The following is a 12,096-nucleotide window of genomic DNA, read 5'->3' as shown; positions in this document are numbered from 1 at the left end:
CATCCTGCGCCCGCCATTGATCAAAATAAGTGTTAGCTGTTTCTCACTTTGAAGCCTTTTCAGTGAGAATCCCCACCCCAGATCCAGCTCCAGAACCCCGGCAATTTAACCGGCTGTGAACTGTCGCGAACAGTACGCGCCATGGCGGCCCGTTGCAGCGCTGCCGTGTCGTCGTAAAACGGCTTTTCTGCGGTTTTCACACCGGTAGCCTGTGCGCTGTCGAGGAGGATTTGCAGGTACTCCCGCGTGTGCCGGGCGGTGTATCGATTGAGGTCGTGGAAGGTCACCACTACCGGAATCACCCCATCCACCACCGGTAACTCTCCAAGGGCGATGCGCTCGCGCACTTCGGACATGGAGCGCAGCATGTGGGCGCGCCGCCGGGGGCTGGCGTTGAAACCCCAGATCTTGCCGTCATTGGCGCTTAAATCGGTCAGCAGCACATGCATCCCATGTTGCTGATAGGCCGCGAAGGTGCGTTTGTCGTAGCTCCAGAATGGCGGACGCACCAGCGTCGGCGGCGCGCCGGTGATCGCGGCGATGTCGGCGCTGCCGTGGGTGAGGGACTGCTCCAGTGCTTGCGGGTCCAGCGAGCGATGGTTGGTGTGCCCGGGCGTGGCCGTGTGAAAGCCCAGGATCTGACCTTCGGCCTGTTCGCGGTGCATGACCTGGCGCCCTGTTTCACTGCCGCCGGCTCGTGAGGCGCGGGTCTGCACGAAAAACACCGCTTTGAGGTTCGGCTGCACCGGGTTAGTGGCCAGACTGTCGAGCACCGTCATCGTCGGATTCCAGAAACTCGATGCGCTGGGACCGTCGTCAAAGGTCAGCAGAAAACGGATCGGTGGTTGCCCACTCAGACGCTGTTCGGTCTGCGGTGTCATTTCGATGGGAGAAGCGATGCACCCAACCAACCCTGTGGCGATGATGAGTGCAGAGAGAACCTTGAACAGCTGTTTCATGTTTTGCCTTGGCCGGACCGTTGAGCCCGCACATCTCTGCGGGCGTAGGTTCGATCAGGGTACACAGTGTTTGGTTCCAGTGCTGCCCGGCATCGTGGGTGACTGGGTAAACGCCTGCTGAAACGAGCTGTCGATAATCGGCGCCGTCGTCGGCGCAGCCGGCAGCGCTTTTACCTTGAACAGGAAGTCCGCGGTGCTTTGCAGATCCTTTGCTGCCTACGCATCCACCGGACCGACAGTCATGTGGGCCTGGCGCAACCAATGGCGCGAAACGTTCGGGTCAAGGTTGGCTTTCTTCGCCCAGAGATCGGCGTACTCGTCGGTGTGGTCGTCGACCCAGGCCCGGGCCTTTTTCAGGCGCACCAGAAAGTCGGCAAGGGCTTCGCGCTTGCTGTCGATCGAAGGCGTCGACGCGGCGATGGCGCTCACGCCGGGCATCAGGTTCTTGGCGGTGAGGATCGACTCGCGACCGCCAGTGCTGTTGCTCGACGAACCCTTCAGCGCGGCTGTTGGTGACCCACGACGTGGATGAAGCGCTGTACCTCAGTGATCGGGGCTGGTAATGGACAATCGCCCCAGCAGCATTCGTCAGGAGCTGGCGGCGCAACTGGTCCATCCCCGTAACCGCGCGTATCGAAGCGCAGCAATTGGGCATTACACACATTCGCTGGAACGAAGCGATCTGAATTAAATAATCGTCGAAAGAAAAGCCCCGTTTGATAGCGGGGCTTGTTGTATGTGCAAATCGGTCAAGGCTTCAGCGGACGCTCCTGGTCGCGATCTGACAGCTCTTTACCGTCGTCGGGGTGCTTCCAGTCCGGCGTCGAACGCCGCTGTCGCTTGAGCTCCTCTTCCGTGGGTTCATCCAGCTCTTCATCCGGGTTCGGACGCTTTGGATCATTTGCCATGCTCACCTCTCTTCCTGAAGGGATCTCCTTTAAGCGTAGAACAGTTTCGACGGGAACGATTTAGAGCCACCAGCGCAGCAAAAAGAAAAACCCCATGCTCAACACCATGCTGAGCAAGGTATTGCGGGTGTACAGCACCAGCCCCACTGCCACCAGCGAACTGATCAGATACGGGTTGTCCCACTGTAAATTCAGCTGCTTGTCCGGCATGAACACGATCGGCCCGCAGATCGCGGTCAGCATGCCCGGTACCGCAAAACCCAGGAACTGTCGCGCATTACTGCTCAAGCGCACGGGCAGCCGAGGCTCCAGAAACACATAGCGGTTCAGGAAAACCAGTATCCCCATACCGACAATAACCGCCCAGACCATCATGTGCGTCCACCGTAGAATTTGTTGCAGATAAAGCCGGCGGTCATGCCCGCCAACCCCGACACCACCAGCGCCGAACCCCACTGCCAGTAGCTGAACAGCACCGAACACAACAGCGACACCGCCACGCACACCACGGTCGGCACGCTTCGCACCACCGGGGTGATCAAGGCGATAAAAGTCGCCGCGATGGAGAAGTCCAGCCCCAGATGTTCCAGCCCCGGAATGCTACTGCCCAGCACGATGCCGGCCAGGGTAAAGAGGTTCCAGGCGATGTAAAACGTCAGGCCCACGCCAAGGGCGTACCAACGGTTGAACTGCTGTTTGTCATGCTGACTGGTCAGGGCGAACAGCTCGTCGGTGAGCAAAAAGCCCAACCCCACACGCCAGCGACCCGGCAACGGCGAAATCACCGGACGCATACTCATGCCGTACAGCAAATGCTGGGAGGTCAGCAACAACGTGGTCAACAGAATCGAAAAGATCCCGGCACCGCCCTTGAGCATGCCAATAGCCACAAGTTGCGCAGCCCCGGCAAACACGATGCTCGATAAACCCTGGCCTTGCAGGGGCGTGAGATTGGCCTCGATGGCCATGGAGCCGGCCAGCAGTCCCCAGGGCGCGGTCGCCAGGGACAACGGCATGATCGCCGCAGCGCCGCGAAGAAAGGCACTGCGCGGCATGAGTGAATTGGACATAACGCTCTTCAACCAGGGAAAGACCTCAGACTGTGCCAGCAGTTGCGGCCGATGGCTTGAACAATCTTGCGCACTGCTGCGAACTTGTGCCATTCATCGACTGCACGCTTGATTCGCCAAGCTCACCGCAAGGATGCGTGCTGCGCAGCCGCAAACAATCGATAGAGCACGAGCAACCCGCCCGAGTACCATGGAGCGATTCCCATAACGCGTCAGGGAGTCGACATGCTGTACCGAATCGCGGCCGACGGGCTGGTGCTGTTTCATCTGTTGTTCATTCTGTTCGTGCTGTTCGGCGGGCTGCTGGTGCTCAAATGGCGCCCCCTGATCTGGTGGCACCTGCCCGTGGCTGCGTGGGGCGTATCGGTGGAAGTCTTCCACCTGGCCTGCCCGCTGACCGAGTGGGAAAATCTCATGCGTCACGCGGCCGGGCAAACCGGCTATGGCGGCGGTTTCATCGAACATTACGTGTGGCCGGTCATTTACCCGGCGGGCCTGACGCCAGCGATTCAGCTGGGACTGGGCAGCGTGGTGCTGGCGATCAACGTGCTGGTCTATCTTCGGGTGATCAGGCTGTGGCAGCGCCCAACGGGCGCGTAGCTGCCGCCGCGGTCGGACAATCTTTTGATCTTTTCCGCTCAAGGATTCCCCTGTGACCGGTTTGTTTGAATTCAGTTGGCAATAACGCTCATGTTCCGGCCGCTGGCCTTGGCCACGTAAAGCGCCTTGTCGGCGGCACCCACCAAGTCATCTGGCTGGGCCTGGGACGTCGGATCGTAAGCGGCGACGCCGAGGCTGACCGTCACCGTGCCTTCAGCACCTGCACTGTGCTCGATGCCTGCCTGCTGAACCGCGCGCCGGATTTTTTCCGCCATCATAAACGCCCCCACGTAATCGGTCCCGGGCAGAACTACCGCAAACTCTTCGCCGCCATAGCGCGCAGCCAGGTCGCCGGGGCGCTTCATGTTGTCCCTGATGATCGTGCTGATGTTGCGCAAACACTCATCGCCGGCCACATGGCCGTAAAGATCATTAAAGCTCTTGAAGTGATCGACATCGATCATCAGCAGCGCAAGATGGGTCTGGTTGCGCCTGGCGCGGCCCATTTCAGCAAGGATGAAATGATCGAACTGACGCCGGTTGGAAAGCCCGGTCAGTGCATCCTCCAGGGCTAGCAACTCAAGACTGCGGTTGACCTCGATCAGCTTTTCCTGCGCATCCAGCAATACGCTCTGCACGTGATTCTGCTGCGTCATGAGGCGTATGAGGCGATAACCGAGTACACCCAGAAATCCCAGGAACAACGAGACGATCCCGGCACTCAGCAGTACCTCCTTACGCCAGGCTGCCAGGACTTCTTCTTTATTCAACGCTGCAAAGATGATCAGCGGATAACCGGCGACCCTGCGAAACCCGACCACACGCTCGACCCCATCCACATAGGACGGAACCGTTGCCGTGCCCGAATCGCCCTTGGGCAACAGTTGCGTAAACAGCAGCCCCTTGGCGACGCTGGTGCCGATTTCAGCTTCTTTGAACGGCCGGCGAACAACGATGGTGGCGTCATCGGCGATCAGGTTGATCACGCCGTTACCGCCCATGTCGATGCTGTTGTAGAGCGCAAGGAAGTGGCTGAGATAGAGGCTTGCCAGCGCCACGCCGGCAAAGCTGCCATCCGGATGATTGATCCGGCGGGAAACCGTCATGATCCATTCACCGCTCGAACGGCTCTTGATCGACGGGCCAATGTGGGGCCCTCGATCAGGATGATCACGATGGAAGATGAAGTATTCACGGTCGGCATTGTTCGCATCGGGCACGACGGCACCATTGGAATTGACAACCCAGCGACCTTTTTCGTCATACACGAACAAGCCATGGAGCTGGCCCAACTCGCTGCGCTGGGCCCTGAGCAATCGCTCCAGCCCGGGCATCCTGGCCTGGTCGAAACCGTCGTTTTCGAGGCGATCCACCAGGGTAAACAGCAGCGTATCGGCTTGCTTGATCGACGCCTGCGCCTGCGAGGCCAGGGTCTGCGCAAGGTTGGACATCGCCACTGCCTTGTCATGCAGATGGTACTGGCGCGAGTTCCAGGCTTCCCACATCACGATAGCCGTCATGGACAGGCACACCGCGACCAGCAGAAACACTGCAGAGCGAACCTTGAGCGTTACCCCGACCTGCTCGGCTATCAAGGGAATGCCGTGACGGGCTTGTTCAATTCGATCTTTAACGGACGGATGACCCATGACGCTCCTTGAATTCTGACCCCATGGCGAAACTTCCCGTTCGGCCTTTTTATGACCCCTGGCGGGTATGAGCCGCCTGGTGCAAGGCGACTATGCATCATCAAACACCCGATAGGGTGCGTAATGCCAGTCAGTTTAACCGCGATCCGTAGCAGCTGAAATGACTTAGCTGATTGGCATTAGACCTAACTGAGCGGTTTCTGCCCACACCAGAGGTCCTACCGAGGCACCTGCTTGACGGCCTCGATCCAGGCCGGATTCAATTGCGTTTGATCCGTCTCGATGCCCAGCGCTTCCATCCGTGCCTTGTGCTGATCCATCTCTCGGGTCAATTGGCTGTGATCACTGGAGTTGCCGTCCAACTCGTGCATCTGGCTCAACCCCAGATGATAGAAACGCAGCAGCTTCATGGCGCTCGGATCCTCCTTCTCCACCGCCGCCGTCACCTGATGCATGACGTTGGTGATGCTCATCAAACTGCGCTTGAGCTGCCAGCCGTAAACTGCCGGGGCCATCCATTGCCGGGTCCAGAACGTGCCACGCATCAGCGCTGCCATCAGCAGTACCGCCACAAACACGCCACCGACGTTAAATCGCAGATTGTCGCCGTCGGGCTCACCGAACAGCGCCACCGCCACGGTGGAGAGCACCATCGCCAGGGCCAGGAAAATCAGGGCTATGATCACTGTGCTGCGTCGCGTCTGGCTTCGATAGTGTTCGGGGTTCTGCGGCTGTATTTCGAACATCGCGACGGGTTTCCTTGAGGGCATGGGTAAAAAGACTGCGGGGCATTATCGCCTCTGCAGGGGATTTAGCTATGCTGAGGCTCCTTTTCAACTTTTCATCGTCAAACGGGGAAATGGCGATACAGCGCAGTTCGTGCCATCTTCTTTCATGGATACATACCATTCGGATGCCAGTTGCCTGTATGAATGGCATCGTTTTAAGGATCATTGAATGACCCAACGACAAGTAATCAACGCCTCGGTCAGCCCTAAAGGCAGCCTGGAAACCCTCTCTCAACGTGAAGTACAGCAACTGAGCGAAGCCGGATCCGGCAGCACTTACACCTTATTTCGCCAGTGCGCCCTGGCCATCCTCAATACCGGCGCCCATGTTGATAACGCCAAAACCATCCTCGAAGCCTACAAAGATTTCGAAATCCGCATTCACCAGCAGGACCGCGGCGTACGTCTCGAACTGCTGAACGCCCCGGCCGACGCCTTCGTCGATGGCGAAATGATCGCCAGCACCCGCGAAATGCTCTTCAGCGCCCTGCGCGACATCGTCTACACCGAAAACGAACTCGACGCCCAACGCATCGACCTGAGCACCTCCCAGGGCATCAGCGACTACGTGTTTCACCTGCTGCGCAATGCCCGCACCCTGCGCCCCGGCGTCGAGCCGAAGATCGTGGTGTGCTGGGGCGGCCACTCGATCAACACCGAAGAATACAAATACACCAAGAAAGTCGGCCACGAACTGGGCCTGCGCAGCCTCGACATCTGCACCGGTTGCGGTCCTGGCGTGATGAAAGGCCCGATGAAAGGCGCGACCATCGCCCACGCCAAGCAGCGTATCCACGGCGGCCGCTACCTCGGCTTGACCGAGCCAGGCATCATCGCCGCCGAAGCGCCAAACCCGATCGTCAACGAACTGGTGATCCTGCCGGACATCGAAAAACGTCTGGAAGCCTTCGTCCGCGTCGGCCATGGCATCATCATTTTCCCGGGCGGCGCCGGCACGGCCGAAGAGTTCCTGTACCTGCTCGGCATCCTGATGCACCCGGACAATGCAGGCGTGCCCTTCCCCGTGGTCCTCACCGGACCGAAACATGCCGCGCCGTATCTGGAGCAACTGGACGCGTTTGTCGGCGCCACGTTGGGTGAAGCGGCAAAACAACATTACGAGATCATCATCGACGACCCGGTTGAAGTCGCGCGTCAAATGACTCAAGGCCTCAAAGCGGTCAAACAGTTCCGCCGCGAGCGCAACGACGCATTCCATTTCAACTGGCTGCTGAAGATCGACGAAGGCTTCCAGCGCCCGTTCGATCCGACCCACGAAAACATGGCCAACCTGAAACTGAGCCGCAACCTGCCGGCCCACGAACTGGCCGCCAACCTGCGCCGTGCGTTCTCCGGCATCGTCGCCGGCAACGTCAAGGACAAGGGCATCCGCCTGATCGAAGAGCATGGGCCGTACCAGATCCGTGGCGATGCGGCGGTCATGCAACCGCTGGATCAACTGCTCAAAGCCTTCGTCGCCCAGCACCGAATGAAACTGCCCGGTGGCGCGGCGTATGTGCCGTGTTATCAGGTGGTTGCGTAGCTCGGCGAAAGATCATTCCCACGCTCCCGCGTGGGAACGATCAGCAAATTAATGCCTCAAGCTCGCGGCACTAATGCTTAGAGGTGATCCGCATCGATCACTGCCCTGGCAAAGGCCTGCGTATCTTCCTGCGGCAAGTTGTGGCCGATGCCGCCATTGATGAGTCGGTACTCATATTTGCCGGTGAAGCGCTTGGCATAATCCTCGGCAGCCGGATGCGGCGCCCCGTTGGCGTCTCCTTCCATCCTGATGGTCGGCACCGTAATGACCGGGGCCGACTTCAGCGTAAACATGTGAACCACATCCTCATCGTCGACGACGACCGGGAGATTCGCGAGCTGGTCGGCAATTACCTGAAAAAGAACGGGCTGCGCACCACTGTGGTCGCCGATGGCCGGCAGATGCGCAGTTCTCTGGAAACCAATCAGGTGGACCTGATCGTGCTGGACATCATGATGCCCGGCGATGACGGCCTGCTGCTGTGCCGCGAACTGCGTTCGGGCAAGCACAAAGCCACGCCGATCCTGATGCTCACCGCACGCAATGACGAAACCGATCGCATCCTCGGCCTGGAAATGGGCGCCGACGACTACCTGACCAAACCCTTCGCCGCCCGCGAGTTGCTGGCGCGGATCAACGCCGTATTGCGCCGTACGCGGATGCTGCCACCCAACCTGCTGATCACCGAAAGCTGCCGATTGCTGGGTTTCGGTCGCTGGCGCCCTGGACACCACCGCCCGCCATTTACTCGACGAAGACGGTACGATGGTTGCCCTCAGTGGTGCCGAGTACCGTTTACTGCGCGTGTTCCTTGATCACCCGCGACGGGTGCTCAGCCGTGACCAGTTGCTCAATCTGACCCAAGGCCGCGACGCCGACCTGTTCGACCGCTCCATCGACTTGCTGGTCAGTCGTCTGCGCCAACGATTGATGGATGACTCGCGGGAATCCACTTACATCAAAACCGTGCGCAACGAAGGCTACGTGTTCTCCTACCCAGTGGAATTGCTCGGCGCAGAATCATGAAGCTTTCCCCAGCAGTACCTGAGGAGCGTTTTTCATAGGGTTTTGTGTCCCTCTGTATAAGCACCCGCGACAGTACAACTGCGCAGCGATGCGCAAGCTGCTGCACTTTGTTTACGGCGTGCTCAAGTCGGGTCAACCCTATGACCCGAAACTTGCGCTTGCCCGGTGAGGTTCAAGACGGTATCTACAGGGGCGGCGTTGTTGCCAGTCGTGCTGCGAGGGCTTTTGCCTGGCTCGCCACGTCGGTCACTGCGGTGCTTTCCCACCACATGCCGCGTAGCGGTGGACCCATGGCAAACAGACGGCTAGCGACGTGTTCATCGGCGCCCAACACCGCGCCATCCAACGCCGCTGCAATCCCCAGCGCTAACGGCCCCGGCCGTACAAGTCCGCGCGCCAGCAGTTGTTGTGGCAGCGGTCGAGCCACTCGCCGCCAGTCATATTCGATGCCGCTGGAATTGATCAACGCCGCGCCGCTGACAACGGTGGTTTCTGATTCACCACGACGCCGAATGCGCAGGCTCACTGCTCCGTCCACTGAAGGCGCCAGCCCTTTGAACGACGCCGCTTGAATCCGCAACCGCCCTTCCTTGCGCAAGCGTTCCACCAACTCTGCACTCAATGGCGGCGAACGGTGGTGGTGACTTTCCCACCAGGGCCGCACATGCCGCACAAACTGCCGACGCTGCACGTCCGTCGCCTGATTCCACAAGCGGCCGATGTGCGCCCGCACGGTGTCGAGCGGCGCCTGCCAGTCGATGCCTTGAGCGATGGCGTCCCGGCAATGCCGACGCAGTTCGCGCATCAGTTGACGCGGCGTACGAATGCTCTGATCCTCGGCGAGAAAATCTGCCCAGGCCGGTGGCTGTCGACGCACGTGGGGCAGCAAGCCATGACGGGAAAACACGTCGATTGGCCCGCAATGCCCGGCCTGTTCCAGCGACACCACGGCATCGACCATGGTCAGGCCCGATCCGATGATCAGCACGGTCGACTGCGGATCGAGTTGTTGCATGGCGGCGACATCCCACGGATCAAGCGCAGCGCCGTTCAAGCCGCTGGACTCGGTCTGTGGCGTGCGCGCAGCGGGGAACATCCCGGTCGCCAACACCGCATAAACGCCCTGCAAGCGTTGCCCGTCACTCAACGTCAGCAGCACCGAATCGTCCCGGGTTTGCAGGTCAACCACCTCGGCCCGGACATGCTCGACGGTTGACTTGTTCACGGCGCCCACCGCTTGCGCTTCAGACAGGCGCTGCTGCACGTACAGACCGAACATCCCCCGGGGCGGGAACAATTCGCTGACCGGCACCTGTTGCTCGTCAGACTCCGGCCAGCCGCCGGCCGCGATGTACTCGGTCAGCCATTGGGTCAGGTCGTCGGCGTTGTCCGGGTCGACGCTCATCCGCGCCGCATTGCCGTTGAGCGTGTGACCCAACTCGACCGCGCTGTACGCCTCGCCCCGTCCCAGTTCGGCGCGGGGTTCGATCACCAGCACCTGGCGTTTGCCCGGCAGGCGTAGCAACTGCGCCGCCAGCATTGCGCCGCTGAGGCCACCGCCGACGATCAGGATGTCTGCGTGGCGGAGGCCGTCGGTCGCCTGGCCGCTTTGGATTTCACTCATGCCGTTCTCACTGATCAGTGTTTACCTAAATAGAAGGCGTGCAGATCGTCCACATTAATGTTTTGCAAGGCTATCAGGAAGTTTCAGATAAACCTGATGAAATAACTTTATTTTCAATGGGTTAAAGAAATATCCGAGAAAGACTCGCAGCTTCAAAACAGCAAAGTGTCTATCCAGTGTTGATCGGCCAACACTTAGATCACCACATTTCGCACAAACCGCGCCGCCACCGGCCCATCGTTGCGATAGCAATGCGGCTGACTGCTCGCAAACATGTAGAACTCGCCGGCGCCAATGTCCTGCGGCGTGTCGCCCAGCATCAACGTCAGGCAGCCTTCAAAGACGTAGATTTGTTCACTCCAGCCCTCGGCGTCCGGTTGCGACGGGTAAATTTCCCCCGGCTGCAGGCACCACTCCCATTGTTCAACCTCACGGGTGGCGGTGGCTTTGGACAATAAAACGGCTTTGCTGCCAGGAATCGTCCCGGCCCACGCCAGTTCGTTGATACGGCTTGGATCGCGGGCATCCGGCGCCTGGATCAGGTCGCTGAACGCCACGTCCAGCGCTTCGGCCACACGGTCGAGGGTGGTGAGGCTGACGTTCTTCTCGCCGGCCTCGATGGCCACCAGCATCCGACGGCTGACCCCGGACTTTTCGGCCAGCGCGGTTTGGCTCATGTCGGCGGCGTGGCGCAAGCGTCGAACGTTCTGACTGACGTGCTGGAGGACCGAAGCCCGCTGCGTGGAATCTTTGTGCACTATATTGCTCACTGGGTGGGATTGGGCAGTATACTGCGCAACATTCGGCGCATTGTGCGTCCCCCTCAGGTAGCGCGCAAGGTCATGACGTCGGTGAATTCCTCTCACACTTCCCCCCGCTTCTCGCGATTCAGCAAGGCCGAGTGCGTGCTGGTGCTGATCACCATGGTCTGGGGCGGCACCTTCTTGCTAGTGCAGCACGCGATGACCGTCAGCGGGCCGATGTTTTTCGTCGGCCTGCGTTTTGCCGCGGCGGCGCTCATTGTTGCGCTGTTCTCCTGGCGTCACCTGCGTGAACTGACGTTGTTCGAATTGAAGGCCGGGGCCTTTATCGGTGTGGCGATCATGCTCGGTTATGGTTTGCAGACCGTCGGGTTACAGAGCATTCCCAGCAGTCAGTCGGCGTTTATTACCGCGTTGTACGTACCCTTCGTGCCGTTGCTGCAATGGCTGGTGCTGGGTCGGCGTCCGGGGCTGATGCCGAGCATCGGGATCATGCTGGCGTTTACCGGGTTGATGTTGCTGTCGGGACCGGCCGGCGCTTCGTTCAATTTCAGCCCCGGTGAAATCGCCACGCTGATCAGCGCGGTGGCGATTGCGGCGGAGATCATTCTGATCAGCACCTATGCCGGCCAGGTCGATGTGCGACGGGTGACGGTGGTGCAATTGGCGGTCACTTCGGCGCTGGCATTTTTGATGGTGGTGCCGACTCAGGAAGTGATTCCCGACTTCTCGTGGCTGTTGTTGTGCAGCGCCCTGGGCCTGGGCGCGGCCAGTGCCGCGATTCAAGTGGCGATGAACTGGGCGCAAAAGAGCGTTTCGCCGACCCGGGCGACGTTGATCTATGCCGGTGAGCCAGTGTGGGCCGGGATTGTCGGGCGGATCGCCGGGGAGCGGTTGCCGGCCATTGCGCTGGTCGGCGCGGGGTTGATTGTGGCGGCGGTGATCGTCAGTGAGTTGAAGACCAAGGGTAAGGCTGTTGCGCCTGCAGATGAGTTGGAACGGGAGACACAAGGTTAAGCCGCAGTGATTGCGGCGCTTGATAGATAGCGCTCCCACCGTTGGAACGCGTTACCCCTGTGGGAGCGAGCCTGCTCGCGAAGGGGCCGGAACGGTTGAAACCGGTCCCTGGAAACAATGTGAATCAGGTTTTTTCTGTCTACCGTGTAGG

General features: G+C 59.9%; 11 protein-coding genes and 4 pseudogenes. 5 read left to right on the top strand and 10 right to left on the bottom strand.

Annotated features, from left to right (window positions below; genetic code table 11):
* Positions 1-59 precede the first annotated feature (59 nt).
* Together ACYZT3_RS12365 and ACYZT3_RS12360 are read right to left on the bottom strand one after the other, a co-directional pair.
* Complete coding sequence (locus tag ACYZT3_RS12365) at positions 60-959, bottom strand: polysaccharide deacetylase family protein (RefSeq protein WP_282377859.1); 900 nt, start codon at positions 957-959, stop codon at positions 60-62.
* Positions 960-1,013: 54 nt separating this feature from the next.
* Positions 1,014-1,430: pseudogene (locus ACYZT3_RS12360) on the bottom strand (hypothetical protein); the annotation flags it as partial.
* Between ACYZT3_RS12360 and ACYZT3_RS12355 the strand changes: the two are divergent.
* Positions 1,423-1,587, top strand: a pseudogene (locus ACYZT3_RS12355) (ABC transporter ATP-binding protein); the annotation flags it as partial. The pseudogenes ACYZT3_RS12360 and ACYZT3_RS12355 overlap by 8 nt on opposite strands.
* A gap of 121 nt (positions 1,588-1,708) precedes the next feature.
* On the opposite strand, the gene ACYZT3_RS12350 reads toward ACYZT3_RS12355, so the two are convergent.
* From ACYZT3_RS12350 to ACYZT3_RS12340, 3 genes are read right to left on the bottom strand one after another with little or no spacing between them, the layout of a single operon-like run.
* The gene (locus tag ACYZT3_RS12350; RefSeq protein ID WP_282377858.1) at positions 1,709-1,867 is read right to left on the bottom strand and encodes a hypothetical protein; all 159 of its coding nucleotides are present in this window, start codon (positions 1,865-1,867) and stop codon (positions 1,709-1,711) included.
* 60 nt (positions 1,868-1,927) lie between these two features.
* Positions 1,928-2,239, bottom strand: a complete 312-nt coding sequence (locus ACYZT3_RS12345) for an AzlD domain-containing protein (protein ID WP_282377912.1) — start codon at positions 2,237-2,239, stop codon at positions 1,928-1,930.
* Positions 2,239-2,937 carry an AzlC family ABC transporter permease gene (locus tag ACYZT3_RS12340; RefSeq protein WP_282377857.1) on the bottom strand — a complete coding sequence of 233 codons (699 nt, stop codon included), beginning with the start codon at positions 2,935-2,937 and terminating at the stop codon, positions 2,239-2,241. The genes ACYZT3_RS12345 and ACYZT3_RS12340 overlap by 1 nt, the downstream gene beginning before the upstream one ends.
* A 225-nt stretch (positions 2,938-3,162) precedes the next feature.
* Between ACYZT3_RS12340 and ACYZT3_RS12335 the strand changes: the two genes are divergently transcribed.
* Entirely contained in the window at positions 3,163-3,537 is a 375-nt protein-coding gene (locus tag ACYZT3_RS12335; protein ID WP_282377856.1) for a DUF2784 domain-containing protein, read from the top strand.
* 71 nt (positions 3,538-3,608) lie between these two features.
* Here ACYZT3_RS12335 and ACYZT3_RS12330 read toward each other — a convergent pair whose 3' ends face one another.
* A complete protein-coding gene (locus tag ACYZT3_RS12330; protein WP_282377855.1) occupies positions 3,609-5,186 on the bottom strand; it encodes a sensor domain-containing diguanylate cyclase in 1,578 nt (525 codons plus the stop codon).
* A 218-nt stretch (positions 5,187-5,404) separates the two neighbouring features.
* On the bottom strand, positions 5,405-5,932 hold the full coding sequence (locus tag ACYZT3_RS12325; RefSeq protein ID WP_282377854.1) for a DUF3087 domain-containing protein: 528 nt from the start codon (positions 5,930-5,932) through the stop codon (positions 5,405-5,407).
* 211 nt (positions 5,933-6,143) lie between these two features.
* Between ACYZT3_RS12325 and ppnN the strand changes: the two genes are divergently transcribed.
* Entirely contained in the window at positions 6,144-7,517 is a 1,374-nt protein-coding gene (gene ppnN / locus ACYZT3_RS12320; RefSeq protein ID WP_282377853.1) for a nucleotide 5'-monophosphate nucleosidase PpnN, read from the top strand.
* Positions 7,518-7,594: 77 nt separating this feature from the next.
* Here the strand turns inward: ppnN and ACYZT3_RS12315 are convergent.
* Positions 7,595-7,801: pseudogene (locus tag ACYZT3_RS12315) on the bottom strand (alpha/beta hydrolase); the annotation flags it as partial.
* Between the two features lie 9 nt (positions 7,802-7,810).
* On the opposite strand from ACYZT3_RS12315, the pseudogene ACYZT3_RS12310 reads away from it, so the two are divergent.
* Positions 7,811-8,543: pseudogene (locus ACYZT3_RS12310) on the top strand (response regulator).
* A 184-nt stretch (positions 8,544-8,727) separates the two neighbouring features.
* Here the strand turns inward: ACYZT3_RS12310 and ACYZT3_RS12305 are convergent.
* The gene (locus ACYZT3_RS12305; protein WP_462032184.1) at positions 8,728-10,167 is read right to left on the bottom strand and encodes an FAD/NAD(P)-binding protein; all 1,440 of its coding nucleotides are present in this window, start codon (positions 10,165-10,167) and stop codon (positions 8,728-8,730) included.
* Positions 10,168-10,361: 194 nt separating this feature from the next.
* Positions 10,362-10,925 carry a helix-turn-helix domain-containing protein gene (locus ACYZT3_RS12300; RefSeq protein ID WP_282377850.1) on the bottom strand — a complete coding sequence of 188 codons (564 nt, stop codon included), beginning with the start codon at positions 10,923-10,925 and terminating at the stop codon, positions 10,362-10,364.
* Between ACYZT3_RS12300 and ACYZT3_RS12295 the strand changes: the two genes are divergently transcribed.
* Positions 10,920-11,945, top strand: coding sequence for a DMT family transporter (locus ACYZT3_RS12295; RefSeq protein WP_282377849.1), 1,026 nt, complete (start codon positions 10,920-10,922; stop codon positions 11,943-11,945). The genes ACYZT3_RS12300 and ACYZT3_RS12295 overlap by 6 nt on opposite strands.
* Positions 11,946-12,096: the final 151 nt, after the last annotated feature.

The sequence above is a fragment of the Pseudomonas sp. MDT1-16 genome (assembly GCF_054898115.1).
This window is presented reverse-complemented; position numbering and strand designations above follow the sequence as displayed.